The sequence below is a fragment of the Streptomyces sp. NPDC045470 genome, assembly GCF_040646595.1.
Classification (GTDB): domain Bacteria; phylum Actinomycetota; class Actinomycetes; order Streptomycetales; family Streptomycetaceae; genus Streptomyces.
Genome location: NZ_JBEZAN010000007.1, coordinates 317,738 through 342,288 on the forward strand (window position 1 = coordinate 317,738; position 24,551 = coordinate 342,288).

Here is a 24,551-nt window from a genome sequence, read left to right on the forward strand (position 1 = left end):
ATGGCGGACATGCGCGCGTTCCGGGACGCGGTCGGCGGCTGGGCCGGCGGTGGTCCGGCCGGGCCCGCGAGTGATCTGGCCGTGCGCCTGGGAGTGCGGACGGCGGTACTGCTGGAAGGGCCTAGCGACCACGCGGCCGTTGAGGCGCTGGCCGAACGGCGGGGCCGGGACCTAGCCGCCGAGGGGGTGTGCGTCCTCCCGATGGGCGGGGCGATGTGCGTCGGCCGCTACGCCGGACTCCTCGGTCCGCCCGGCCTCGGCCTGCGCCTGGCCGGACTGTGCGACGAGGGCGAGCAGCGGTTCTACGAGCGCGGCCTGAAACGGGCACGGGTGCCGGGCACCGGATTCTTCGTCTGCGTGACGGACCTGGAGGACGAGCTGATCCGCACGCTGGGCACGGCGCGGGCCGAGGAGATCGTACGGGCCGAGGGCGACCTGCGCGCCTGGCAGACCTTCCTGCGCCAGCCCGCACAGCACGGCCGGCCCCGGCACCAGCAGTTGCGGCGCTTCCTCGGCACGAAGAAAGGCCGCAAGATCCGCTACGGCCGTCTCCTCGTGGCGGCCCTCGGCCCCGAACGGGTGCCGGCCCCGCTCGACGACCTCCTCAGGATTCTGTGAACGACGGGGCGGGGCCGCCGCCCGGGCCCGAGCGTCACCGTGCGGGGTGGCGCGCTCAGGTGCCGTGCACCGTGTACCTGGCGTACGCCGCTACGCGGTCCGCGTCGAGTCCGAGTCGGTGCCCGCGGCAGGCAGCGACAGCTCGCCGAGATGGGCGGCCAGCACGTCGGCACAGGTGCGCGGGGACAGGCTCGCGGGGTGCAGGACCGCTCTGAGGCCGAGCCCGTCCAGAAGTGCCGTCAGCCGCTCGGTCTCGATGCCGATGTCGAGGCCGGGCCGCAGGGCCTCTGTCGCGACGAGCCGCGTGAGCGCGCGGCGCACCAGGTTGCTGGTGCCTTCGGCGGTCCGGCGCGACAGGTCGCCGAAGGCCGGGTCGGTACGGGCCGCGGTGTTGAAGTCCAGGAAGACGGTGACCTCGGCACGGCGGCGTTCGTCGAGCGGCAGCAGCTCGGCCAGGAACCCGGCGGTGAGCCGGAGCTGTTCGGGGCGGGGGTGCCGCCCCAGGTCTCCGATCCGCTCGACGTGTTCGAGCAGGCGGCGTTCGACCCGGTCGAGCATCGACTGCATGGCGAAGCGCATCAGGTCCTGCTGGCTGTCGAAGTAGTGCCGCAGTGAACCGATGTTGAGCCGGGCCTCGTCGGCGACGGCGCGCAGCGAGGCGCGCTGCAGACCGTCGCGGACGACGACGCGGAACAGCGCGTCGACGACGAGGCGACGGCGCGCCTCCGGGTCCACGTGTCGGGGCATGCCGCCTTTCTATCACGCCTGTGATACAACGGGATGTATCACAGGCGTGATACATCGAGGGAGAGTGCTCCGTGGAGACGTACTTCCATCTCATGCTCATCAGGGTCGGCCTGATCGTCGGCGGCCTCGTGGTGCTGGCGTTACTGGTCTTCGCCATTGCCCTGGCCCTCCGGCGCAGGGGCGGACTCGCCGCAGTACGCCGCTGCGCGGATCCCGCGGTGAAGGCCGGGCTGCGCGCCGCTGCCCGCCGGTTCGAGGGCGGCGGGAGCGGGGAGCCGGGATCGCGGCGTCGGGACGGCCGGCGATGACGACTCCCGGACCGGAGCCGTCGGGACTTCCACACCCCCTCTTGCCGGCCCGATGACCGGCCCGACAGGTCCCGACGCGACAATGCCCGCGTGACGCTGACGTGGGTGACGGGAACCGCCCGCCGCCGTACGAGGCTCGGCGAAAGGATTCTTCGACTCTCCCGCACTCCCTCCTCCTGATCTTCGCCTGGCCCCGGCGCCGCGCGGTGCGCCCCAAGACGGCACCCGAACGCGCGGGCAGCACCGGCCCGGCGTTCCCGCGAGGTGGGGGAGCGGCGCGGCAATGCTTCTTCCCGACCGGTGACGACCAGTACAAGATCCGGCGCCGCGTGCGGCACCGCCTACCACGGCGCCGACGCGCGGCGGATCGGTGACGTCCTGGACGACCAGGAACGCACCGCCTGCCTGACGGACCCGCCGCGCCACGAAGGCTGTGGTGGCATGAAGGCCGCACCTCGACCAGGGCCGGCGGACAATTCAGATGCCGGCACGCGACCCAAGGTGTTGCATAGGAGCACCATGTCTCCACCGAACCCATCGCACCCCCCGGCGGCCGGCCCGGCAGATCTGCAGCTCAGAATGGAACGCAATCTGGCCGAGCACGCCTGCCATCTGCACCGGCGTCTGGACGGCGCGGCGGTCGTCGAGGCGGGTGACCTCCTGATCGCCGACAGCGGGCTGGCCGACGACACCTTCAACATCGTCGCAGCGGCGCGATTCACCGCGGATGCCGCACCGCGACGCGTCCGCCGGACCGTCCGGGAACTCACCGCCACCGGCCGGCCCTTCTCGTGGTGGGTGGGCCCTGCCTCGACGCCGGCCGACCTGTCCGCGCACCTGGAGTCCGCGGGGCTGAGCGCCTCGGAGACCGAGGCGGGCATGTGGCTGGACCTCCGCGAGGCCCCACCGCGGCCGCACACCGGCCGCCTCGACATCCGCCCGGTGACCACCCGGGAGCACCTTGCCGACTACGCCAGGGTGCTCGCCACGCTGTGGGACCCGCCGGCCGCCACCGTCCGGCAGTTCTACGCCGAAACCGCCCAGTGGGCCCTCGCCGCCGACAGCCCGGCCCGGTACCTGATCGGCTACCTGGAGGGCCGACCGGTCTGCTCGGCAGAGGTCTTCCTGCACGCCGACGTGGCAGGGATCTACAACATCGCGACCCTCGCCACGCATCGCCGACGCGGCTACGGAGGCGCCATCACGCTCGCCACGCTCCACGCCGCCCGCGACGAGGGATACCGGACCGCCGTCCTGCAAGCGTCGGCGGACGGCGAGCCCGTCTACCGGCGGCTGGGATTCCGCACCTGCGGAACATTCACCGAATACGCCATTACTCCTTGAGCGCCGCACGATGGGGAACGTGGTGCCGGCAGGCGTGTGCGCGGGGGCGTGGAAAGCGGTGGTGCGCCGGGGCGAATTCCTGTGCTTCCCAAGACGGCCCACCGAAAGCAGGTTACCCGTGTGGGTGATCGTGCGGCTGCGCGCGACGGGCCTAGGGTCGCCCCTGTCACGGATGACGACGAGGGGGAGTCTTCATGCTCAGGAAAATGCTGCGCGGTGTATCCGTGGTCGTTCTGACCTCCGCGGCTTTCGCACTGCCGTCGGCCGCGACGGCAGCCCCGCAGGTCTCCGGTTCCGCCGCCCGGGCTGCGACCGCCGTTCCGGCAGCGGTACATGGTCCCACGGCGACCTACGGTCCGTATGCGAGCTTCGAAGTCTGCTGGGTCGCCGGAAACCAGGGCCAGCAAGCCGGTCAGTGGCAGTCGTTCTTCTGCGCGCAGAACGGCACGACCTCGTGGTGGCTGTTCACCACTCCGTAGCCCGCTCGATCCGGGCCTTCCGCCGGGCGGCGCCGTGCCGCCCGGCTTTCGGCTAGTCACCCATGAACCACAGATGACTTCCCGGCGTTTCCGCGCACCTCTTCAGAAATGCCATGAGGTCCTGGAGAGCTGCCTTCTGCGACGCGTCCGAACGCCGCTCGAAAAGAGCGGCGGCTTCCGGCAGCGCGGCTTCCGCTTCCTGTTCGTTGAACAGCGTGTCACCGTAAGGGTCCACCCAAGCCAGTTTGCCGGGACCGGACCGGTCGAACGGCCCCAGAGCATCCGCCAAAGCTTCACCGTGCCCGTAGGACCCTTGCAACAGGGTGGCTTCGGACGCCTTGCTGCGCGCAGGCCGTCCGGAGTGAAGTTCCAGCTCGATCCCCACAAGTGCTCCATAACGATGTCGGTGATGCCGCTTTCCCCCGTACATCTGCGGCACGTCCCACGTTATCGCGCCGCGCAGTGCGCTGAATTTCCCGCGAAGTGACCGGTTCGCTTCCTGGACGAGACGGGCACTCGGGGAAACAGGAACCGACGCTTCCCGGAGGGAGACCGTGACACCGTTCGGCAACAGGACGGCCCGCCTGGTCCGTGCGGCGGCCCGTGAACGCGACGACACCCGCCTCCCGCAACGGCTGTGCGCGGCGATCCGCCACGGCCTGCCGGTGGACGACGTGTCCTTGTGTCTGGCCACCACACCGGCCGATCGCCAACTGCTCGCGACAACCGGACCGGCCGCCCTGCGCTTGGAGGAAGTGCAGTACGAGACGGGAGAAGGCCCTGGCCCGGAGGCGGCGGCCACCGGCCGCCCGGTGCTCTACCCGGATGTCCAGGCGCACCCCATGCCGTATCCCTTCTTCGCTCCCCGCCTGCACGAGGAACTCGAACACGCCGCCGCTGTCTGCGCTTTCCCCCTCATGCTCGGCCCACGCACCCTCGCCACGGCCGACTGTCTGCGGTACCGGCCTCTGCGTCTGGACGACCCCACGCTCGACGACACCATGCAGGTGCTGGGGGAGACGGCCGCCGTCATAGCCGACCGGTGCCTGCCGTATTTCGACAGGGACGCCCCCTTGCCCTGGCGTCCGGCCCGGCTCATCGACGATCACTGGGGTACCACTTACCGCGCCGCCGGCGCACTGGCCGGCCTCCTGGGCATCTCGGTCAGCGAAGCCCTGGCACGCCTGCGCGCGAGCGCCTTCACCACCGGCCGCCCCCTGCCCGCCCTCGCCCGCGAGGTGCTGAGGCACCGCCGCGGGTGGCCGCACGAAGAGGGTTAGCGGTGGCCAGGCGCCGTACGCGACGCACGCCGTTACGCGGTGAACTCCGGGTGGAGCCAGAGGGAGTGGAGGCTGCCGGCGAGCCGGCCGACGACGATTCCGTCGGCGATCTGCGTCAGGTCGTCGTCCGCGGACTCGTCCTGGGACATACGGAGCCAACCGCTGCCCGGATCGAACCGGGTGGGCCACGCGGCCGTCCAGGACGTGCCGGGATCCAGGTCGCGAGCCTCGCCCGCCACGAACTCTCCCTCGCGCGGGCCGACGGTCAGCCGTCCCGGCCGGGCGTCCGGCGTGCCGAGCGGCGATGTGATCCAGTTCTGCCGGGGGTGCAGCCCCCAGACGAACAGGAGCTGCCGTGTCGTCGCACCGACCTCGACCTGGAGCGTGCCGATCGACAGGCTGGCCACTCCGTCGGGGCCGACCCGTCCGGTCATGTCCGCCCGGTCGGCGACGATGTACCGGAAGCTGTACTCCGATTCCGAGTACAGCAGCCGCCCGGACAGTGCGGTGCCACTCCCCTGTAGCAGTATCAACGGTTTTTCCCTGGTTTGGCGTGTGAAGGACGTGGAGGAACGTGTTTGTCGGGGTGCCGATGCCCTGTTCCTGCCGCTCCAGCTTGCCATCATGAGTCGCGGGAGCCCCTCAGGCCCCAGCCGCAGACGAGGACGGTGCGCCGCGGCCCTCCTCTTGGCCGCGGCGCACCTGGGCGCCCGGGGCCGTCGGCCGGCGGTCCCGGGCGCGATGGTCAGCGGCGGCCCCAGCGTTCGATGTCGATCACGTGGCGGTGGTTGTCGCGCAGGGTGGCGGTGTCGCGGTGGTTGTGCCAGACGTAGTCGCGGCGGTTCTGGTGGACGTCGCGCCAGGTGTCGCGGCCCTTGCCGGTGTGGACCCGTACTTCCTGGTGGGCGCCGAGGCGCAGGTGGCGGAAGCGGTAGGTCTGGTGGGTGCGCTCGCTGGTCAGGGACCAGCCGTCGAGGTCGACCGCGCGGCGTCCGGTGTTCTTGACGGTGACCCACTCGGCGTTCAAGGACCGGTTGGAGCCGTCGTCGCGGCCGGGGCTGTCGGCCTGCACGGCGCCGATCACGACGGGGGAACGGTGCTTGGCCGGCAGCGTGTGCGCGTCGGTGGCGGCGGCGGGCAGTGCTGCGACGGCGACCAGGGCGGCCGAGCCGAGAGCGACGGCGGCCGTACGAGCGGAACGGAACATGACGAACCTCCTGCGGGCGGTCCCGCACACGGCGGGGCCGGTGTGACTCGACGCCCGGACTGCTGCCGGGCGGACATCACTGTGCGCCCGCTCGGCGGCCCGTGGTTGAAGAGGCGACCGTCCTTTACACAACACGGACATTCGCACACCCGCGCCGTGCCCGTGGTGTACGCCTCGGCGCGCGACCGGCCCTCGCGCGCCCCCGACACGCCGCCGTGCACGCGCTCCTGACCTGGGGGCTCGGTGGTCCCGGTGTCGTTGGGTGTGGTGATCCGTACGGGCGTGCAGGGGAGCGGTCGGTCGTGGCGAACGCGTGTCCATGCGGAGGAGGGTTCGTAAGGGAGTCGCGGCCGGCCGGAGAACCGTTTCGGTGCACGGGAGTCGAAAAAGTCGTGCGTTTCCTTCGGGCGGATCACTCGTTTGGTCCGATACGACGCGCTCAGCGCCGCTGCCCGTCTCCGTCGCGGTTGACCAACGAAGCGGGAGTGACCGGGTGTTCGCCCTTCGGGCGGCGCTACCCGGTCCCGGGTGCTGGGCGGTATCCCTTTCGGGATGCGGGTGCCCGGTCAACGGTGGGCGCCCGGTTCGTCACCTTCGGAAAGATGAAGGACCACACGTGCAACACATCGTGAAACGAAGCGTGCTGGTCGCCGCGACGGCGACCGGGATGCTGACCGGCGTGGGGGCGAGTGCCGCCCACGCCGACGCCGGGGCGCAAGGGGCCTCCGTCGGGTCTCCGGGCGTGATCGCGGGCAACCTGCTCCAGGCGCCCGTGCACGTGCCGGTGAACCTCTGCGGCAACACCGTCGACGTCATCGGCCTGCTCAACCCCGCTTTCGGCAACACCTGCGCCAACCCCGGCGGACATCACCCGCCATCCGGCCACAAGCCTCCGGGGCACCAGCCCCCGGGGACCAAGCCTCCGGGTCACAAGCCGCCCGGTAGCCACCAGCCGCCTGGTCACAAGCCTCCGGGGACCAAGCCTCCGGGTCACAAGCCGCCCGGCAGTCACCAGCCACCTGGGCACAAGCCTCCTGGTCACAAGCCTCCGGGGACCAAGCCGCCTGGTCACCAGCCGCCCGGCAGTCACCAGCCTCCTGGCCACAAGCCCCCGGGCCACAAGCCCCCGGGCCACAAGCCCCCGGGCCACAAGCCCCCGGGGCACCAGCCGCCCGATAGCCACCAGCCTCCTGGGCACCAGCCCCCGGGCCACAAGCCCCCCGGCCATCAGCCTCCGGGGCACCGGCCTCCCGTGCACGAGACTCCCGGCACTCCGGGGCCGGGCGGTCACCGGCCGCCCTCCGACCCCCGACTGCCCGGGCAGCGGCCTCCGGCCGAGGTGGCCGGCGCGGTGGACTCCCGGACCGAGCCCGCGGCGCAGCACAGCCGGCCGTCGTCCGCGGCGGCACCGGCCGGCGGCAAGGGGCAGCAGGTTGAGCACAGCGCGCAGGACGCCCACCTGCCGACCCTCGCGCACACGGGAAGCAGTCACGCCGGTGCCACGGCCGCCACGGGCGCGGCGCTCCTGCTCGGTGGTGCGGTGCTCTTCCGCCGCAGCCGTACCTCGCGCGCGTGACGTCCCGGCGCGTCTGACGTCCTGACGCACCTCCTCCACCAGCCGCTACGGCGGTTCCCGGCCTCGGCCGGGGACCGCCAGGGCGAGATACCGACGTCCCGTCCGCGCCGTTGCCGTCGGCTGCCTTTCCGCCTGCCATGCCCGCAGCGCCTGCGATGCCTGCGATGTCTGCGATGCCCGCGACGATGACCTCCACGCCGGGCCAACGACCGTGCGCCACAGTCGGCAACGCGCCCCACCGCACCCTTCACACGACCGGCACCGGGTGTTCTCAGCAGTGCCCTACCGGCGGGTCGGGGAAGAGCGTGCCCCGCCCGGAAGCCAGCTCCGTCCGGTGCCAGACGCGGCCGTCCTGGGCCAGCGCGCGAACGGCGGCGGCACTGCCCGTGAAGACGGGCAGCAGGGGGCCGGTCGCGGTGCGCTGGATGAGCTTGCGTACGGCGGGATGCGGGCCGGCCAGCAGCAGCGCACCGCCGACCGTGTGCAGCCGCATGGCCTTGCGGACCAGGACGGCCAGCGCATCGATGGTCAGCCGGTGGACCGCCGACACATCGACGATCACGGTGGGCACCGTGGCACGGCGGCGGATCATGGCGGCCAGGCACTCCACCGCGTCCCAGGAGCCGTCAGGCAGGAGGAGCAGGTGGTAAAGAGCGGGTCGGGTCAACGGGTTGGCGGCCTTCCGTACACAGAGTTGGACGCCTCGACCGCCAAGAGCGCGCGGCCCCTGACGGCACAACGCGCTTACCGTGCCTTTGGCATACCCACCCCCACCGGCGCCACCCCGCCCCATCAGGACGACTTTTCCTACGCCCACCGGGGCGAAGCCGGCCGAGCCTCCACCTCGCCCCGGAAGACTCGGCTGAGCGGTCGGATGTCGATGCCTACCCAGTCGTCCTGGCTGTAGTTGTACACGTTGTCGACGAGGAACAGGCTGACCAGGCTCTTCCCGCGGCTCCAGGAAATCTGTCGCTCGGGAGGGTCCGACTGTACGGGCGGCGGCGTGGGGAGCGGTGTGCCCAGCCGGGCCTGGAGCAGGTGCGCGGCACGGTCGTAGCAGGCGAGGAATTCCTCCCGCGTGGCACGCGCCTTGTACACGCCTGCGGAGGGAAGCGGATCGCCCCACAGTTCCCGCGGATCGACCGGCTCCCCGGTTCCGGATCCGGTCAGCCCGATCGCCGCGTAGGCCAGCGGAAAAGCGAGGAAGGAGTCCTCGTGGCATTCCGGTTCGTCGCACGCGACGCTCCGGTCGTCGGTTTTCGAGCAGCCCGGGTGTTCGCCGAGCAGCACATGCCAGGACAACGGGTCCGGGGCACCGAGCGGCCAGTGGTCCAGCCATCCGACGGCGGGTTCACCGCCGGTGGCCGGGCGGGCCCAGCCGCGGCGTTGGAAGGCCGCGTCGAAGGCATCGCAGCACCACGGGACGTCAGCGAGCTCCAGCAGGTCGTCGAGGTAGGAGGGAGTGAGCGGGAAGGACAGCATCGACATGGCCTCGAACCTACTGGTGGCCACGGCGGCCACAGTGGCCACGGCGGCCATGGAGGCCGCTGACGCCACGGACGTATGGAAGCCGTGCCGGACGCTGTGCCGGGCGCCGCGCCGGAGTCCTCCCGCGCTCCGCCCCATGACGGACGGCCGCCCGGCTGCGTCCGCGGGAGTACGCCGACGGCCTTCCACCGACGGATGCCCGCCGGACCGTACCGGCCGAAGCTCAAGGCTATGACGAACTCACCGCACGACCTTTCCCGTACCGGCACCCGCACCCACGTCCCGGCCCGCGCCTCTCCGCCGTCGTCCTTACGCTCGCTCCCGCCCGCCACGGCCGGGACGATCGGCGGTCAGGTGCTGGCGTCCGCGGGCATCGTGGTGCAATGGCTCGCCGAACCCGCGCTGTTCCCAGGATTCCCGCCCGGCCTCATCTACATCGGGGCGGCCGCGGTGATCGTCTGGGTGGACCGGCGGACGCCCTGGTCACCGCTTGCGGCGGTGCTGCTCTCCTTGTGGATCACGATCGGCGGGCTGGTCGGCGGACAACTGGCCGCCAACCTCGCCAGCGCGAACTCCGCGCTGGCCGCCGGCAACGCCGTGATGCTGCTGGGTCTCGCGTCGTCGTCGGTGGCCGCCGGGTTCGCCATTCGGCACAACCGCCGTCAGCGGACCGCACCTCTCGTCAAGCCGCTCAGCGCGCGGAATCCGCGCCGTACCGCCGTGTGGTTCGCCGTCGCGGGCATGCTGGCGGACGCGATCGGCGACGCGGCACCCGAAGGGCTGCGCTGGGACGGCCCGGGGCCGGCCATGTTCGCCGTGCTGGCTCTGCTCGTCGCGCTGGTGCCCGGCCGGTTCATGCCCATGCTGAGCGTTGCGCTGAGCACGGCCTTCATCGTCGGGCTGCTCTCCAATCCCGAATCCCTCGCGGCGCTGACCGACCCGGGCGACCCGGTCGGCTTCGGAGGCGTCGTACTGCAATTGGCCGGACTGGTCACCACGGTGGTCGCGGGCAGCATCGCGGCCGTCCCCCGTGCACGCCGTTCTTCCAGGGGCCAGACTCCGTAGTGATGCGGGACGGTGAAGGCCGAGCAGGCAGCGACGGCGACGGCGACGGCGACGGCGACGGAGGACGGTATGGGAGTGCACTACGCCGCGGGGTTGATGCGAGCCGCTGACGGCCCGTGGGAGCGCCGCGAGGCGTTGGTCCACGGTGACCGGCGCTGGACGTACGGACAGTTGGCGCGGACCGTCCGTGGCGTCGCGGCCGTCCTGCGTTCCTCGCCCGGCGCGCGGGACGGAGTCGCCGTCCTCGCGGACAACCGCCCGGAGGTCGTCGCCGTCCAGCTCGCCACCCACCTGCTCGGGTACCAGTTGGCCCTGCTGGCGCCGGGGGCGACCAACGCCGAGCGGGAGGAACTGCTGCGGCACAGCCGCGCGGGAGCGCTGGTCTTCGCCCCCGGCCATGCCGCGGCCGCCCGGGCGCTGGCCGCGACGGCCGGCATCGGTGAGCTGCTGTCCCTGGGCCCGGCACCGTCCTGCCGCGACCTGGCGGCGGAGGCTGCCGCGCGGCCGGCCGAGCCCGGACCACTGCCCGCGGCGCCCGTCGAGCGGGTACGGACCTTGCTGTGCACGGGCGGCACGACGGGCCTGCCCAAAGCAGTCGTGCACACGCACGGCCTGTACGACGCCCTGACCGTGCTCGTGGGCCGCCACGGGCTGGCCGTTCCCGGCGAACGGCGGCTGGTGTGCACACCCATGAGCCACATCAGCGGGCACTTCGCGCTGCCCACCCTCCTGTCGGGAGGCACCGTGGTGCTCCACGACGGATTCGACCCCGGCGCGGTCCTGGAGACGGTCGCCGTGGAGCGCGTCAACGCGCTGGTGCTGACCTCGCCCCTGATGTACCAGCTCCTGGACCACCCGGCTCTTCCTGTGACCGATCATTCCTCCTTGCGCTGCCTCGGCTACGGCGCCGCGCCCACCCCGCTGCGCCGTCAACAACAGGCCCTCGCCCGTCTCGGCCCGGTGCTGCAGCACATCTACGGCCTGACCGAAGCGGGCGTGGTGACCTTGCTCCAGCCCGGCGAACACCACGCCGACCGCCCGCACAGTCTGGCCGGGGCCGGCCGCCCGGTCCCCGGCGTGCGCGTCGAGGTACGCGACGAGGGCGGACAGCGGCTGCCGGCGGGCCGGGCGGGGGAGGTGTGGGTTCGTGGCCCGGGTGTGATGGCGGGCTACCTCGGCCATCCGGCCACCACGGCGGAGGTGATCCGGGACGGCTGGCTGCGCACCGGGGACATCGGCAGTCTGGACGCGTCCGGCACCCTCTTCCTGAAGGCCAGGAAGAACGAAGTGATCATGCACGCGTCGGGGATGCGGATCTATCCCCGGGTCGTGGAGGAGGTGTTGCTGAGCCACCCGTCCGTCCGTACGGCGGCGGTCTTCGGCGTCCCGGACGGGGGCGACGGCGAGCGGGTGCACGCGACCGTCACCCCGCATCCGGACGCCCCCGTCGACCCCGCCGCCCTGCGTGCCCACGTACGGGCCGAGCTGGGGCTGGACCACATGGTGCCGGAGTCCGTCGATGTCGTCGCGCGCCTGCCCGTGACCCGTAACGGCAAGGTCGACAGGCAGGCGCTCAAGGACAGGGCCGCTTCGGACGGCCGCTGACGTCGTGCCGGGTGCCTGCGGGCTCCGTCCTGCGGAAGACCTCCGTGTCCGATGGGAACGCTGGCATCTGCCTGGTTCCGACGCCTGGACCGCGTGCTGGTCAAGAGCCTGCGTCGAGGCGTGACCACTTGTGGGTCAGGAGTTGTCGCCAGATGTATGCCATCGGCAGGAGGTCTCAGGCCGCCCAGGTCGTGGGCGCGAGGTTACCTCCTGAGACGTCCAGAGAGGCCGATGACCGCAGCCACGACCAACAGGCCCCCGCCTTCTACCAGCAGGGCGGTGGAGATCCCGATATCGGTGGTGCTGCCGATGGCGATTCCGAGGGCAATGAGGATGGCTAGGGCCGCTATGGGGGTGGCCCTGCGATGGGTCGCTGGAGACATGAGAATGCCTTGGAGAGGAACTTCTCCGGGCACCAGCCGCGACGAGCGCTCCGCCTGCCTCTGCGATGGTGGGCGCACAGCCAACGATCGCCTTGCGAGCCGGTGCGGAGGTTACCGCCGCGCCTGCGGTTCCGACCGCGAGCGCCGCGCTGCCCATGCCTAGGAGAAGGTTCGACAGGGAGAAGGCCCCCTTGGTGTCGATGCGGTTGTCGGGTCGCCTTCGGCGTAGAGGCAGGTGTCACATGTCACTCACAAGGTTCGCTCTCTTCCCCCGAAGACTCTTCTCAGGGCACCCTGTTCCAGCCGACCGGCGCACCGCCGCATCCAGTACCTCGGTGAAGCGGGCACGGGCGACGCAGCGTACAGACGGCAGCCTGGTCTGCAACGACGGCCAGAACTTCACCACGGAAGCCCGGCCTCCGTCCGCACCGCGACCACCGAGCAAGAGGCAAGCCGTATCGCGCGGTTGCTGCCATCTCGGGCCGGTCGGTCGGTGCTCTCAGAGCCAGCCGCGTCGTGCCGCCTGGACCCCTGCCTGGAAACGGGTGGTGGCGCCCAGTCTGTCCAGGAGCGCGGAGACGCGCCGTACGACGGTGCGGCGGCCCACCCCCAGGTGCCTGGCGATCGCGTCGTCGGTGGCACCGCTGGCCATGAGTGTGAGGATCTGACGGTCCCGGGCGTCGATCTGCGTACCGATACCCGCTGCCGAGACCGGAACAGCGAGTCTCCACAGGGTCTCGAAGACGTTGGACAGCGCCTGGGACAGGCTGGACGGACGGATCAGCAGGGACACGACCTCGCAGTGGTCGTCGGCGGCGAGGGTGACCACCACCAGATCGCTGTCGCAGATGGCCAGCTTCATGGGTGGATCGTCCAGGGTCCGTGCCTGTTCCCCCGCCTCGATCATGCGGGCCATGTTGGGCCACGCGATGGGGTCGTCGAACGCGGAGCCGTGGTAGATGGCGCGGTAGACGACACCGGCGGCCATCCGCTCACGCTGCAGCGTTTCCTGCGCGCGGTAGTGCTCGGCCGTGCCGGAGTACGGCGGCACGTCGATGACCCGGATCTGCCGGCGCGCTGACTGCTGGAGCTGCCGACTGACCGCCAGCATGCGCGCGGGGTCCTCGACGACTTCCAGCGCGCCGTAGTGGCCGGCGTCCCTCCTGGCGAAACGGTAGAGCCGTTCCAGCTCGGTACCGGTCTGGCGCAATGCTGTGCGCAAGGCGTCATCGCGCTGGAGCAGCGCCTCGACGACCTGCGTGGGCGGCGCCGCCTCCCAGGAGGCATCCGCAGCCTCGGGGGCCGTCGTGACGACGACGTTCTCGGCGGCGAGTTCCTTGAGCACCGTACGGACGGCGGTCTCGCTCAGGCCGGCCCGGGCCGCCAGCCGTGCGGCGGACTCGTGCGGGTGACTGACCAGAAGCCGGTAGACCCGTCCGCGGTCGGAGTGCGGGTCCAGCACGTCGCGCACGACTTCCCCCTCGCCGTACCGAGGCCGGTCCGTCCGGCTCCCGGAGCGTACTGCGTACGTAGCGCACTCGCGCCAGTGGCCCAACTGCGCCACCTGGGCCTATGGCGCCACGCGGGGCGTTGCGGTGTGATTCCCGGTGACTGGCTGAACCACCCGCCCCATGGCCTTCACCCCACCCCGAGGACATCTGGCCTCCAGCCCACCGAGGACACCTGGCCTCCAGCCCACCCGAGGACACCTGATGAGATCAGCTCTGCCCGCCCGGCTCCTGCGCGCGAAGGCAGCAGTCGTCGCCGTGGCCGCAGCCCTCCTTCTGCTGGGCGCCCCTTCCCCCCGGGCCGAGGCAGCGGGCCCGAAGCCCCCGGAGATGAGCGACGGTTTCGGCCTGACCCAGGTCGGCGGCGCCACCGGCTCAGCCACCAACTTCGTCATCACCGTGACCACGCCCGAGGTCGCCGGTGAACACCGCATCCGGGTACTGCTGCCCGGCGACTACGCCGACCGCCCCGAGAAGCGCTACCCGGTGCTGTACTTCCTGCACGGCGCGTCCGACGACCCGGGCAACCCGAACCTGGCCTACCCCGCTCTCACCGCGGCGCAGTCGATGATCACGGTCATTCCGGACGGCGGCCGTCGGGGCTGGTACGCCAACTGGCTCGACCAGGACACCGTCGCCGGCGCGCAGAACTGGGAGAACTTCCACATCAGCCAGGTGATCCCGTTCATCGACGCCAACCTGCGCACCGACGCGAACAAGAAGGGGCGCGCCGTCGCCGGCCTGTCGATGGGGGGCTTCGGCGCCCTGCACTACGCCCAGCGGCACCCCGGCCTGTTCAGCCAGGTCGCCACACTCTCCGGTGCCAACGAGCTCTCGATGAACCACGCCGTCATGCGCGCGGCCGTCGTCGCCACGCTCACCAATATCGGCGCTCCGCTGTGCGGCAGCTCCAACCCCACGTGCAGCCTCGATTTCGGGCCCCCGGTGTCCAGCGACGCCATCTTCGGCACGCCGTACCCGATCCTGGGCGCCGACTGGCGCTGGAACGAGGCGGACCCGGTCTCACACATGGACGTCCTGGCCCGGGCCGGGACGGGCGTGTCGATCTACACCGGCAACGGCAAGGGCAGTGCCTCCGAGCCCGAGTTCTGGGTGCAGTCGGCCTCCCAGCACGCCAAGGAGCGGCTGGACGCCCTCGGACATCCCGCGCACTACGTGGACTACGGCGACGGGTCCGGCTGGGGCACCGCGTGCGACGGCGGCCACACCAGCGGCTGCTGGGCGCAGGACCTCGTGGACTTCGTCCCGCGGCTCGAAGCGGCCTTCGCGGCATCTGCCTGACCTTCCGCTCCCGACAGACAGGACTGCGCACATGATCAGACGACTGGGCATACTGCTGCTGAGCCTCACGGTCATCTGGACCGTGGCGGTCGGCGCCGCCCGGGCCGAGGCGGGCAAGCGCGTCCACAACGGCATGCAGATCCTCTTCAGTCCGTCGCTGCCGTTCGCCTTCTGCACCATCGGCGCCGTGGGCACGGACAAGTACGGCCACCACATCGCCATGTCGGCGGGCCACTGCCTCAAGGACCCCGACGGCACGTACGCGGACCGCGAGATCCCCGACGATGTAGCGCCCGTGTACGACCGGGCGGACACCGAGTTCGGCCCGATCGGGTACGTGCGCTACTTCAAGGACCCCGAGGGCTCGGGCACCGGCCACATGACCAAGGACTACATGGTCATCGAGCTGGTTCCGCAGGTGACGCTCTCCTCGCAGGGCCCCTACCTCAAGCAGACCGGCGAGGTGAAAGTCCCCGACGGGACCCCCAGCCCGAACGCCCCGCACCCCGCACTCGACACCGAGCGGCTGCTCGCCACCGGCGACAACGAGCTCATCGTCTCGGGCCAGACGGGTGTGTGGTTCGGCACCATCATGGACAACACCGGCGGCATCTACCGGTCCGCGGCCGCGAACCTGACCGGTGACTCGGGCGGCCCGGCGATCTGGCACGTGCCGGGAACCGAGCTTCCCTCCCAGGACAACAACTTCCAGGCTTCCGGCCCCTGGGCCGGGATCACCAAGGCGATCACCCTGTCCCTGCCGCCGTTCGAGTACACCAGCTCGGCCAACATCCTCGCCGACCTGCGCACCCGCGACCGCGCGGCGCCGGCCGGCGTCTTCGGCGCGGGCTTCGAAGTGACCGCCAACCCGTGAGGCCCGCCCCGGCGCGTCCCGCCCCGGTGCGCCCCGCACAGTACCGCCGGGCCGAAGAAGCCGCTCAGGTCATCCACCGGACCCGTCTCCACGGACCGCCCCAGGAGCCCCAGGAGGGGAGAGCCTTGCTCATCACCATGCCGTCCAGACGTGTGATCACCGCCGTACTCGGCCTGCTCGCGCTGGTGGCCACGCTGCTCACCACGGCGGCGCCCCCGGCACGCGCGGCCGCAGTTCCCGCCTTCGAGCTCAGCCCGCTGGTCCCGGCCGGCCCCGACTACCAGAAGAGGCTCCGGGCCGAGGTGGAGTACTGGACCCTCGGAAAGATGGCCGACGCCGGCCTCAACAACGAGGACCGGGACGCCACCGCGCCGCCGGGAGGCTGGGACGACCTCAGCAAGCCGTGGCCGCGCAAGCACGGACTCATCTCCCGCACCGCCGGAAAGATCTTCATGGAGTACACGGACGTGGAGACCGGCGCCGTCTCGACGTCCTCGTGCTCCGGCAACGTCGTCAGCAGCGCCAACCGCAGCGTCGTGCTGACCGCCGCCCACTGCCTGCGCATCCACACCCCGATCAATGTGGGCTTCGGCAATGTCGTCGCCACCAACATGGTCTTCGTACCGGGCTTCAACGGAGCGAACCTGCCCCGCGATCCGTCCAGCACCCAACTGCCCGGCAAGGACATCGCCCCGTACGGAGTCTGGGGAGTGACCCGCCAGTGGATCACCAACACCTGGAGCCAGAGCGCCGACTGGCTGCTGGGACGTGACATGGCCGCGGTCCTGGTGGCCAACCCCGACGACCCGCGCCCGATCGGCGAGGTCACCGGAGGACAACAGGTCGGCTTCAGCCAGCCGCAGAACCAGAGCAATCACATCTTCGGCTACCCGACCATCAACGAACGCAACTACTACCGCCCCGGCAACGTCCCCGCGCCACTCCAGCGGACCTTCGACGGCCGCAGCCTCATGGTGACCCAGGGCACCACCCGCAACGACCCCGTCTACTACAACGACGTGATGGCCGGCGCCCAGTCGCCCGGCTGCAGCGGCGGCGCCCTGTTGCAGAACTTCGACCCCACCACCGGTGCGGGCCTCCAGGTCGGGGTCTTCTCCCGCTACGACGACCCCTCCCAGATCATCGGCATCCTCGGCTGGGTGCAGGGCCCCAACATGAGTTCCACCCATTTCGGAACCGAGGAGCAGGCCGTCTACGACGCCGCGCAGGCGGCGAGCCGGGCATAGGCCCGCCGACGCGCCCGACACCGTGAAGGGCCGGCGAGGCCGTAGCAGCGGGATTGCTCCACCCATCCGCCGACTCCGCCCGGGCGGAGTCGGCGGATGTGCTGCTATCGGGTGTATGACTGACCAACGGCGCGTTCTGATCGTGGGATACGACGGTGCGCAGATTCTCGACATCGCCTGCCCGAGCGGCGCTTTGGACATCGCCAACCGCTACGGCGCGGCACCGCCCTACTCCATCGAGCTGGGAACGCTCGGCCGCCGGGCTGTCCACACCTCGTCCGGGATCGCCCTGGGGGCGCAGCGGGAACTGGGGACGGTGACCGGCCGCCTGGACACGCTGATCGTCGTGGGCGGTGTCGGCTGTGAGGACGCGGCGGCGGACGAGCTGCTGCTGGAGCAGGTGCGCAGACTGGCCGGACGCAGCCGGCGGGTGGCGGCAGTGTGCACCGGGGCCTACGTGCTGGCCGCTGCCGGTCTGCTGAAGCACCGCAGGGTGACGACCCATTGGGGGTGGGGCAGCCGACTGGCTGAGCGCCACCCGACGGTGGCGGTGGACGTAGCGCCCTTGTGCATACGCGACGGCAACATCTACACGTCGGCCGGAGTCACCAGCGCACTGGACCTCACGCTGTCGCTCCTTGAGGACGATCACGGGCCGACGCTGGCCCGCGCCGTGGCCCGGGAACTCGTCACCCATCTGCACCGGCCGGCCGACCAGGCCCAGATCTCCGTCTTCCTGGCCGGCCCTCCGCCGCAGGACCGGCTGGTACGGGATCTGACCGGCTACATCAACGGTCATCTGACCGAGGACCTGAGCCCAGCGGCCCTGGCGGCCCGGGCGGGCATCAGCACCCGGCATCTGACCCGTCTGTTCACCGCCTGCCTCGGCACCACTCCGGCACGCACCGTACGCGCCGCGCGCACCGAAGCCGCGGCCCACCTGGTGAGATCCAGCGCACTGCCCATGGCGGCGATCGCCCGCCGCTGCGGCTTCACCTCATCGGAAACGCTGCGCCAGGCGTTGTCGAGCCGCTATGGGGTCACCGGGGACAGGATGCGCAAGATGCCGGACATGCCGCCCGCCCGCCCGGTTCCGGGGCGGCACACTCCCTGACCATGACACCTTCGACGTCACGCAGAAATATGCTGCGCGGCAGCGCGGCCACTGCCGTGCTCGCCGCCGCGGGGCCGGCCCTGGCCGGCACGGCACACGCCGCCACGGCACACGCCGCGCCGCCACCGGGCGCGCCGCACGTCGGCATCCTCCTGTACGACGGCTACAGCCTGCTGGACCCCACCGGACCGGCCGAAATCCTGGCACGGTTGCCGGGTGCGTCCGTGACGATGATCGCCGAGAAGCGGGGTGCGGTCCGTACCGACACCCGTGACGTGGCCGTGGTCGCCGACCGCTCCATCGCCGAGGTCGACCGGCTCGACGTCCTGCTCGTACCGGGCGCGGGCAACCGCGGCACCCTCGGCGCGATGAACAACAAGGCGCTGCTGGGCTGGATCCGGGAGATGCACCGGCACAGCGTCTGGACCACTTCGGTGTGCACCGGAAGCCTCATTCTGGCCGCGGCCGGGCTTCTGGAAGGCAAGCGGGCCACGACCTACTGGGCTTCCGCCGAGTACCTGCAGTCAGCCTTCGGCGTGACATACCTGCCCCAGCGGTATGTACGCAGCGGGAAGATCATCACCGCGGCCGGTGTGTCGGCGGGCGTGGACATGGCCCTCTACCTCGCCTGCCTGATCGCGGGAGAGGACACGGCGCGAGCGATCCAGCTCGCCGTCGAATACGCCCCCGACCCGCCCTTCGACTCCGGCAACGCCGCGAACGCCGACGCTCAGTTGAAGCAACGCGCGTTGGAACTGCTTGCCGCGTCACAGACCGCTTCTTTCGGATCATCTGTCTGACCTTCGCCCAGCCGCAGCACCACGGTGAAGAGGCCATCGTGGGCGAGGCGGCGGGGAAGCCGCTCATCGTGCCGGCCAACACGGTGGGGGCAGCGGACTTCCGTGCAGTCCGGGAAGGCCGACGCGCGGCACACGTTGGCGGTCGTGGTGGACCCGGGGTGTGCGCCCTGTGCCCGTAGGGAGGCCGTGTTGGGCCGGACCATGCGGGAGCTCGACGGCAAGGGTGCGTACCGGATCGAGTACCGGATCGCCACCGACGAGGACGACGCCCGGTGCGGGCAAGGCTCACGGAGGGCGGCCAACGCGCTGGGGACGGTGGCCAGTGAGGGACCGGAGAAGTTCGTGCGGTACCTGGGTGCGGTCCTCGCGGGGCGGTCGGGCCGGGAGGAGTCGAACGGTGACGCGCTGGCCTCGGCCCGGCGACCGTGGACCGCTGCCCTTGTGGCTGTGGTTACCCAAGACCGGCATGAGCGGCCCGGACGTCGACCTGCGCTGGCACGCCTTCCTCCGCAGGTCCGATCTTGAACACACCTTCCGCTTCGAAGAGCAGACGCTCGGCTGGACGCGGCCCGAACTCCGCACTCCCGAGGCGGCGGACCGCTGGACGTGGCTCGTCATCGCCGCCCACACCCAACTTCGCCTCATCCGCGAAGCCGCAGCCGATCTGCGCCGCCCCTGGGAGAAACCGGCCGAACCCGCCGGACTCACCCCGGCCCGCGTCCGCCGGAGCTTCAGAAACATCCGCCCCACCTGCACCGCCCCGCCCGTGCACCGAAACCCCCGACTCCCGCCCCGGGCGGCCGGCCGGCTCGAAGAACCGGCGGCCGGCCACCCGATACGACGTGGGCAGAACAACCAGACGGCCCGAGAGCATCGCTGAACGTCATCAACTCACAGCGCACAAAGCATAAAGAACAAGCTCAGGGTGTGCTGTCGGGGGAGAGAACGGTGCCGGCTCAACCCCGGTGGTTCTTCTCGACGAGCGCCTTGAGCCGGGGCAGGGTCTTCTCGATGCCCTCGGCGTCGCGGCGGCCCCAGCCGGAGGCGGCGACCAGCTCGCCTCGGGGCGAGGTGGTGAAGTCGCAGGTCTCGGTGGCCCGCGTACCGCCCTCGATCGGCTCCAGTTGGTAGCGCCAGCGGTGCCGGCCGGGGTGGGCCCAGGCGATGCGGCGGTTCTCCTCGTATTCCAGGACCGTGTTGGTCACCTTGTACGGCACGTCGAACTGCACCATGGAGACGCTGAACTCCGCGCCAAGGCTCAGGCGGTCCGGGCCGGCTGTCATGGTGCCGACCGTGCCGGAGCCGTCGAATTCGGTGTGCCGGCGCGGGTCCGTGATGACGTCGAAGACGGCCGAGGGTGGTGCGGCGATGTCGATGCTGCGGGAGATTTTCAACTCGGGGACGAACTCCTCGGCCTTGTCGGTGACGCGGGCCTGGACCGCTCCCAGATGGTCGACCTCGACGCGTACGGTGTCACCGGGCTGGAGATAGGAGCGGTGCTCCGACAGCTCGTGGATGCAGCCGGTGCCCACGGGTCCACTGGCAATGATGTCTCCGGCGCGCAGGGTGGTGTCGCGGGAGGCGTGCGCCAGCATCTCGGCGAACGACCAGTGGATCTCGTCCCAGCTGCCGCCCCCGTACCGCTCGCCGTTGACCGAGCCGGTCATGGCCAGCCTGTACCCCTTGCCCGATCGGTAGGGTTCCAGCTCGTCGGGGGTGACCAGGTACGGGCCGAGGCTGGTCGCGCTGTCCTTGCTCTTGGACGGGCCGAAGACGAAGCCCATCTCGCGGCCGGAGACGTCGCGGGCACTCCAGTCGCAGCAGACCAGGTAGCCGGCGATGTGCTCCTCGGCCGTCCCTGGGTCCAGATCCGAGCAGTCGTCGGCGATTACGGCGGCGACCTCGACCTCGAAGTCCCACTCCTTCGTACCCGAAGGAACCGCGACGTCGTCGCGCGGGCCACGGATCGCGGCGGGGTTGGAGAAGTAGAAGACCGGTTCCTCGTACCAGATCGGGCTGATCGCAGGGTCGCCGGTGGTGATGCGGCTCGCGTTGCTGACGTGCCGCTCGAAGGCCGCGAAGTCGCGGACCGACGGCGGCACCGGGATCGGGGCCAGGACGTCAGCCCAGGCCAGGTCCACGACCTCGGCCGGGTTCGACCTCACCAGCGCGCCGGCGGCCTCCAAGCTCTCCCCGGATCGCAACAGGTCCAGCAGCGTGACCCCCGCGGCGTGCCCGAGGATCCGGCCGTCCTCGACCAGCCCGCAGCGCTCGCTTCCGTCGAAGGACCGGTAACTGACCCACTTCATGATGGGGAACCTCGTTTCGTGCAGACAGCAGTTCTCGGGTGTACTGGTGGAGAGGGGCGGCATCGACGGGCAGGGAAACCGCGGGGGCGAGCCGGATGGCCCGGCCTTCACTGACCGCGGTGATCCGCTCGGTGCCCGGCGCGTCCAGGGACGGCGCGATCTCGGTCAGGGCCGCCGCGACCGGCTTGGCGGTCCGCCGGAGCACGGCGACCTGACCGGGCGTCACCGGGTTTTCGTGGTAGCCCCCGGCGAAGCTCGTAGCGGCGGTGCCGGGGAAGTTGTTCACGTAACGGGTGCGCGATCCGGGGTATCGCCCGACGAGATCGACAGCCGGCGCAGCGTTCAGGATGCCGGCGTGGATCATGGCCGAGACGAAGTGGTAGCGCCTGGGTTGCTGCAGGTCGTCCCATTGCGGCGCGCCGAATCCGTCGGTGCCGCCGAAGTGAGCACGACGCCGTTGTCCGCGCGGTCGAGCGGGCACCGCAGCCCGTGGCTGAGCGGGATTCGGCTCAGATACGACAGAGCGAAATCGGACTCGCTGCCGTCCGCGGTCTCGGCCCGCCGGACCCGCTGGCAGCGGGCGTCCAGCACGAGCAGGTCGAGCCGGGTGAGGCGGGCGCCGAGTTCCTCGATGAGCCGGGTGTTCTCGTCGATGAGTTCGAGATCATCCGAGATGAAGGCGGCCCGGCCGCGGGCGCCCTTCTGCTCGGCCTCGGCCAGGGAACTCTCGCCCTTGTGCCGGTTGGTACCGACGATCACGACATGGTCGCCGCGGTCGAGACGAGCGTGAGCCAAGGCACGACCGATGCCGTCCGTGCCTCCGGTGATCACGACCGTCTTCACTGGTTCACCGTCCGGGCGAACTTGCGGACCTCCTCGGCGAACAGCTGCGGCTGCTCCAAAGCGGCGAAGTGGCCGCCGGCAGCGATGTCGTCGTTGAAGTAGCGCAGGTCGTGGTAGGCGCGTTCGGCCCAGATCCGCGGAGTACGGGTCAGCTCCCGCGGGAAGACGCTGACGCCCACCGGCAGGTCCAACTCGGTGAGACCGAGGGGCTGCTGGGCGTACTCCCAGTACAGGCGCGCGGACGAGGCGGCGGTGCCGGTCAGCCAGTACAACGAGATGTGGTCCAGGATCTCGTCGGTGCTCAGCACGTCCAGGTCGGCCCAGGCCAGGAACTTCTCGTAGATCCAGGCGGCCTGCCCGGCGGGGGAGTCGGCCAGGGCGTACCCGATGGTCTGCGGCTTGGTGCGCTGCAGGACGTGATAGCCGCCGTGCTGCTGGAAGAACCGGCCGCCCTGAACCAGCGCCGCCTGCTCCTCCGGTGTCGGCTCGGCACCGGCCGGTGGCGCGGCGAGGTATTCCGGGAAGTTCAGGTGGACGCCGCGCAGACCAGCCGGCCGTAGCTTGCCCAGTCGGGTCGCCACGACCCCACCCCAGTCGCCGCCTTGAGCGAGATAGGTCTCAAAATCGAGACGCTTCATGAGTACGTGGTAAGCCCGCGCGATCCGGTCCGGGTCCCAGCCGGTGCCGGTGGGCCGGTCGGAGAACCCGTATCCTGGCATCGACGGGATCACCACGTGGAACGCGTCGGCAGCGGAGCCACCGTGCGAGGTGGGGTCGGTGAGCGGGCCGATCGCCTTCACGAACTCCAGCAACGATCCCGGCCACCCGTGCAGCAGCAACAGCGGCGTCGCGTCGGGGTGCGGGGAGCGCACCTGCATGAAGTGGAGACCAAGGCCGTCGATGGTGGTGCGGAACTGGCCCAGCTCGTTGAGCCACGCTTCAAGTTTGCGCCAGTCGTAGCCGTCGGCCCAGTACTCCAGCAGCGCGCGGAGCTGGCCGAGGGGCACGCCCTGGCTGTCGTCGGACACGGTCTCGGGGTCGGCCCAGCGCGTCCGCCGGATCCGGTCCGTCAGGTCGGCCAGAGCGCTGTCCGCGACCTGGATGCTGAACCGCGCGACACTGTCGCCTTCCGGGGCGGGCAGGGGAAAGTCAGTGGTGCTCGATGACATGGGCTTTCCTCGGGGTATGCGTTGGATCCGCGCCCGGTATGAACCGCGGGCGCAAGTGTCGGAGGGTCCGGCCCGATTGATCACGCCGGGCGGGCTCCTTCACGATGCCGCCCCGCCGCCGCCTCGTCCAATGACTCTTCCGCATCCGGAAATACACTTTTCGTATCACCGATAGGCGTCGACGCGATCTAGGCTGACCGTGTGCCCGAACCTTTTCCCGCGCTCGTCGACCTCGATCTGCGGCTGGTGCAGTGCTTCACGGTCGTCGCCGAGCATCGGCATTTCGGCCGTGCCGCCGAGGCCCTGCGGACCACACAGCCCTCGCTGAGTCGGCAGATCCGGCGCCTGGAACAGCAGCTCGGCGTACGCCTGCTCGACCGCACCACCCACGGCAGCAAACTCACCGACGCCGGCGAGGTCTTCCTGCCCCTTGCCACCGGACTGCTGCGCTCCGCGACCGAGGCGATGGCGCGCACCCGGGCCGCGGCCCGGCCCGCCGGGATCACCATCGGCTACACCAAGGGCCTGCTCATCACCGACGCCGTCCGGGCGATGCGCCGCCACCACCCTGACGCCGAGGTCCACACCCGGCTACTCGCCTGGAACGACTCCCGGAGTGCGCTGCTGGAACACCGAGTGGACGCGGTGGTGACCCGTCTGCCGTTCCCCACCGACCGGCTCCGCGTCGCCGTCCTCTACGACGAACCCCGCGTGCTGGTCGTCTCTCGGGACCACCGCCTTGCCGGCAAGGAATCCGTCACCCTCGACGACATCGCCGACGAGCCTCTCCCGCACGTGCGCCAGTCCGATGCCCTGCTCAACGCCTACTGGCGCATCGACCCCCGTCCCGACGGCCGGCCTGCCCCTGAGGGACCCCAGGTCGAGGCGCTGGAGGACAAGCACGAACTCATTGCCTCAGGTCAGGCCGTGGCCATCGGCCCGCCGCTCGACCCGGCGACCGGGTTGCATCCGGGCCTGACCACCGTCCCACTGCACGGCGTCGAGCCGAGCCAGGTGGTGCTGGCCACCCGCGTCGGCGACCGCAACCGGCTCGTCACAGGCCTCCGGAAGATCGCCGATGCTGTCCTCACCGGCGCAGGGCGGCCCGTGTCACCCCTGCCGCTGGACGAGATCCCGGCGAAAACAGTCCGGTGAAATGCTGTACTCGCGGCGTGAAAAGGAGCTGAAGGCGCACTTCGTGGAGGAGCCGGTGCGGCGGGCGACAGCGGCCCGCCGCGAGGGCCGTTTCCCCGACCTGATCGACACCCACCGTCCGCGACGTCCA

At 70.9% G+C, this 24,551-nt stretch carries 23 protein-coding genes and 2 pseudogenes; 15 read left to right on the forward strand and 10 right to left on the reverse strand.

From position 1 onward, the window contains the following. Complete coding sequence (locus AB0A97_RS22325) at window positions 1-618, forward strand: TOPRIM nucleotidyl transferase/hydrolase domain-containing protein (RefSeq protein ID WP_361152633.1); 618 nt, start codon at window positions 1-3, stop codon at window positions 616-618. 90 nt (window positions 619-708) lie between these two features. Here AB0A97_RS22325 and AB0A97_RS22330 read toward each other — a convergent pair whose 3' ends face one another. Then, window positions 709-1,365 carry a TetR family transcriptional regulator C-terminal domain-containing protein gene (locus tag AB0A97_RS22330; RefSeq protein WP_361152635.1) on the reverse strand — a complete coding sequence of 219 codons (657 nt, stop codon included), beginning with the start codon at window positions 1,363-1,365 and terminating at the stop codon, window positions 709-711. A 71-nt stretch (window positions 1,366-1,436) separates the two neighbouring features. On the opposite strand from AB0A97_RS22330, the gene AB0A97_RS22335 reads away from it, so the two are divergent. Beyond that, the gene (locus AB0A97_RS22335) at window positions 1,437-1,673 is read left to right on the forward strand and encodes a hypothetical protein (protein WP_361152638.1); all 237 of its coding nucleotides are present in this window, start codon (window positions 1,437-1,439) and stop codon (window positions 1,671-1,673) included. Between the two features lie 579 nt (window positions 1,674-2,252). Continuing rightward, on the forward strand, window positions 2,253-3,017 hold the full coding sequence (locus AB0A97_RS22340) for a GNAT family N-acetyltransferase (RefSeq protein ID WP_361152641.1): 765 nt from the start codon (window positions 2,253-2,255) through the stop codon (window positions 3,015-3,017). Window positions 3,018-3,548: 531 nt separating this feature from the next. Here the strand turns inward: AB0A97_RS22340 and AB0A97_RS22345 are convergent. Continuing rightward, the gene (locus AB0A97_RS22345) at window positions 3,549-3,881 is read right to left on the reverse strand and encodes a hypothetical protein (protein WP_361152643.1); all 333 of its coding nucleotides are present in this window, start codon (window positions 3,879-3,881) and stop codon (window positions 3,549-3,551) included. A 169-nt stretch (window positions 3,882-4,050) separates the two neighbouring features. Here AB0A97_RS22345 and AB0A97_RS22350 point away from each other — a divergent pair, with 169 nt between their 5' ends. Beyond that, entirely contained in the window at window positions 4,051-4,776 is a 726-nt protein-coding gene (locus AB0A97_RS22350; RefSeq protein ID WP_361152645.1) for a GAF domain-containing protein, read from the forward strand. Between the two features lie 32 nt (window positions 4,777-4,808). On the opposite strand, the gene AB0A97_RS22355 is transcribed toward AB0A97_RS22350, so the two are convergent. Both AB0A97_RS22355 and AB0A97_RS22360 read right to left on the reverse strand, forming a co-directional pair. After that, window positions 4,809-5,309 carry a hypothetical protein gene (locus AB0A97_RS22355; protein WP_361152647.1) on the reverse strand — a complete coding sequence of 167 codons (501 nt, stop codon included), beginning with the start codon at window positions 5,307-5,309 and terminating at the stop codon, window positions 4,809-4,811. A gap of 212 nt (window positions 5,310-5,521) precedes the next feature. After that, the gene (locus AB0A97_RS22360; RefSeq protein WP_361152649.1) at window positions 5,522-5,983 is read right to left on the reverse strand and encodes a lamin tail domain-containing protein; all 462 of its coding nucleotides are present in this window, start codon (window positions 5,981-5,983) and stop codon (window positions 5,522-5,524) included. 667 nt (window positions 5,984-6,650) lie between these two features. Here AB0A97_RS22360 and AB0A97_RS22365 point away from each other — a divergent pair. Together AB0A97_RS22365 and AB0A97_RS22370 are read left to right on the forward strand one after the other, a co-directional pair. Continuing rightward, window positions 6,651-6,827, forward strand: a pseudogene (locus AB0A97_RS22365) (chaplin); the annotation flags it as partial. 408 nt (window positions 6,828-7,235) lie between these two features. After that, window positions 7,236-7,559, forward strand: a complete 324-nt coding sequence (locus AB0A97_RS22370; RefSeq protein ID WP_361152727.1) for an LPXTG cell wall anchor domain-containing protein — start codon at window positions 7,236-7,238, stop codon at window positions 7,557-7,559. Between the two features lie 271 nt (window positions 7,560-7,830). Here AB0A97_RS22370 and AB0A97_RS22375 read toward each other — a convergent pair whose 3' ends face one another. Together AB0A97_RS22375 and AB0A97_RS22380 are read right to left on the reverse strand one after the other, a co-directional pair. Continuing rightward, window positions 7,831-8,226, reverse strand: coding sequence for an STAS domain-containing protein (locus AB0A97_RS22375; protein WP_361152651.1), 396 nt, complete (start codon window positions 8,224-8,226; stop codon window positions 7,831-7,833). Between the two features lie 140 nt (window positions 8,227-8,366). Next, complete coding sequence (locus tag AB0A97_RS22380) at window positions 8,367-9,116, reverse strand: hypothetical protein (RefSeq protein WP_361152654.1); 750 nt, start codon at window positions 9,114-9,116, stop codon at window positions 8,367-8,369. Between the two features lie 162 nt (window positions 9,117-9,278). Between AB0A97_RS22380 and AB0A97_RS22385 the strand changes: the two genes are divergently transcribed. Beyond that, the gene (locus tag AB0A97_RS22385; RefSeq protein ID WP_361152656.1) at window positions 9,279-10,112 is read left to right on the forward strand and encodes a hypothetical protein; all 834 of its coding nucleotides are present in this window, start codon (window positions 9,279-9,281) and stop codon (window positions 10,110-10,112) included. Window positions 10,113-10,181: 69 nt separating this feature from the next. Next, the gene (locus tag AB0A97_RS22390) at window positions 10,182-11,717 is read left to right on the forward strand and encodes an AMP-binding protein (RefSeq protein WP_361152658.1); all 1,536 of its coding nucleotides are present in this window, start codon (window positions 10,182-10,184) and stop codon (window positions 11,715-11,717) included. 882 nt (window positions 11,718-12,599) lie between these two features. On the opposite strand, the gene AB0A97_RS22395 is transcribed toward AB0A97_RS22390, so the two are convergent. Then, window positions 12,600-13,571 carry a LuxR C-terminal-related transcriptional regulator gene (locus tag AB0A97_RS22395; protein ID WP_361152661.1) on the reverse strand — a complete coding sequence of 324 codons (972 nt, stop codon included), beginning with the start codon at window positions 13,569-13,571 and terminating at the stop codon, window positions 12,600-12,602. A 241-nt stretch (window positions 13,572-13,812) separates the two neighbouring features. Between AB0A97_RS22395 and AB0A97_RS22400 the strand changes: the two genes are divergently transcribed. The 6 genes and pseudogenes from AB0A97_RS22400 to AB0A97_RS22425 form a co-directional block, all read left to right on the forward strand. Continuing rightward, window positions 13,813-14,910: an alpha/beta hydrolase-fold protein gene (locus AB0A97_RS22400; protein ID WP_361152663.1), complete on the forward strand. Its 1,098-nt coding sequence runs from the start codon at window positions 13,813-13,815 to the stop codon at window positions 14,908-14,910. A 31-nt stretch (window positions 14,911-14,941) separates the two neighbouring features. Further along, entirely contained in the window at window positions 14,942-15,784 is an 843-nt protein-coding gene (locus tag AB0A97_RS22405; protein WP_361152665.1) for a hypothetical protein, read from the forward strand. 137 nt (window positions 15,785-15,921) lie between these two features. Further along, a complete protein-coding gene (locus tag AB0A97_RS22410) occupies window positions 15,922-17,031 on the forward strand; it encodes a hypothetical protein (protein WP_361152667.1) in 1,110 nt (369 codons plus the stop codon). A 115-nt stretch (window positions 17,032-17,146) separates the two neighbouring features. Then, window positions 17,147-18,145 (forward strand): DJ-1/PfpI family protein, encoded by a 999-nt coding sequence (locus AB0A97_RS22415; protein ID WP_361152669.1) that lies wholly within the window; start codon window positions 17,147-17,149, stop codon window positions 18,143-18,145. A 2-nt stretch (window positions 18,146-18,147) separates the two neighbouring features. Then, window positions 18,148-18,945: a DJ-1/PfpI family protein gene (locus tag AB0A97_RS22420; RefSeq protein WP_361152672.1), complete on the forward strand. Its 798-nt coding sequence runs from the start codon at window positions 18,148-18,150 to the stop codon at window positions 18,943-18,945. Window positions 18,946-19,375: 430 nt separating this feature from the next. After that, window positions 19,376-19,856: pseudogene (locus tag AB0A97_RS22425) on the forward strand (transposase); the annotation flags it as partial. A 45-nt stretch (window positions 19,857-19,901) separates the two neighbouring features. Here the strand turns inward: AB0A97_RS22425 and AB0A97_RS22430 are convergent. The 3 genes from AB0A97_RS22430 to AB0A97_RS22440 all read right to left on the reverse strand — a co-directional run bounded on the left by AB0A97_RS22430 (window position 19,902) and on the right by AB0A97_RS22440 (window position 23,266). After that, window positions 19,902-21,254: a fumarylacetoacetate hydrolase family protein gene (locus AB0A97_RS22430; protein WP_361152674.1), complete on the reverse strand. Its 1,353-nt coding sequence runs from the start codon at window positions 21,252-21,254 to the stop codon at window positions 19,902-19,904. Window positions 21,255-21,614: 360 nt separating this feature from the next. Further along, entirely contained in the window at window positions 21,615-22,097 is a 483-nt protein-coding gene (locus tag AB0A97_RS22435; RefSeq protein WP_361152676.1) for an SDR family NAD(P)-dependent oxidoreductase, read from the reverse strand. Further along, a complete protein-coding gene (locus AB0A97_RS22440) occupies window positions 22,094-23,266 on the reverse strand; it encodes an epoxide hydrolase family protein (RefSeq protein ID WP_361152678.1) in 1,173 nt (390 codons plus the stop codon). Before AB0A97_RS22440 ends, AB0A97_RS22435 begins: the two co-directional genes overlap by 4 nt. Window positions 23,267-23,467: 201 nt before the next feature. Between AB0A97_RS22440 and AB0A97_RS22445 the strand changes: the two genes are divergently transcribed. Next, window positions 23,468-24,421: a LysR family transcriptional regulator gene (locus AB0A97_RS22445; RefSeq protein WP_361152681.1), complete on the forward strand. Its 954-nt coding sequence runs from the start codon at window positions 23,468-23,470 to the stop codon at window positions 24,419-24,421. The last annotated feature ends 130 nt before the right edge of the window (window positions 24,422-24,551 follow it).

What these genes read in the sequence shown, in the direction of transcription:
- AB0A97_RS22405 (WP_361152665.1), top strand. Translation starts at nt 14,942, where the DNA reads ATGATCAGACGACTGGGCATACTGCTGCTGAGCCTCACGGTCATCTGG.
- AB0A97_RS22340 (WP_361152641.1), top strand. Translation starts at nt 2,253, where the DNA reads ATGGAACGCAATCTGGCCGAGCACGCCTGCCATCTGCACCGGCGTCTG.
- AB0A97_RS22400 (WP_361152663.1), top strand. Translation starts at nt 13,813, where the DNA reads ATGAGATCAGCTCTGCCCGCCCGGCTCCTGCGCGCGAAGGCAGCAGTC.
- AB0A97_RS22430 (WP_361152674.1), bottom strand. Translation starts at nt 21,254, where the DNA reads ATGAAGTGGGTCAGTTACCGGTCCTTCGACGGAAGCGAGCGCTGCGGG.
- AB0A97_RS22325 (WP_361152633.1), top strand. Translation starts at nt 1, where the DNA reads ATGGCGGACATGCGCGCGTTCCGGGACGCGGTCGGCGGCTGGGCCGGC.
- AB0A97_RS22330 (WP_361152635.1), bottom strand. Translation starts at nt 1,365, where the DNA reads ATGCCCCGACACGTGGACCCGGAGGCGCGCCGTCGCCTCGTCGTCGAC.
- AB0A97_RS22440 (WP_361152678.1), bottom strand. Translation starts at nt 23,266, where the DNA reads ATGTCATCGAGCACCACTGACTTTCCCCTGCCCGCCCCGGAAGGCGAC.
- AB0A97_RS22385 (WP_361152656.1), top strand. Translation starts at nt 9,279, where the DNA reads ATGACGAACTCACCGCACGACCTTTCCCGTACCGGCACCCGCACCCAC.
- AB0A97_RS22410 (WP_361152667.1), top strand. Translation starts at nt 15,922, where the DNA reads ATGCCGTCCAGACGTGTGATCACCGCCGTACTCGGCCTGCTCGCGCTG.
- AB0A97_RS22415 (WP_361152669.1), top strand. Translation starts at nt 17,147, where the DNA reads ATGACTGACCAACGGCGCGTTCTGATCGTGGGATACGACGGTGCGCAG.
- AB0A97_RS22390 (WP_361152658.1), top strand. Translation starts at nt 10,182, where the DNA reads ATGGGAGTGCACTACGCCGCGGGGTTGATGCGAGCCGCTGACGGCCCG.
- AB0A97_RS22420 (WP_361152672.1), top strand. Translation starts at nt 18,148, where the DNA reads ATGACACCTTCGACGTCACGCAGAAATATGCTGCGCGGCAGCGCGGCC.
- AB0A97_RS22360 (WP_361152649.1), bottom strand. Translation starts at nt 5,983, where the DNA reads ATGTTCCGTTCCGCTCGTACGGCCGCCGTCGCTCTCGGCTCGGCCGCC.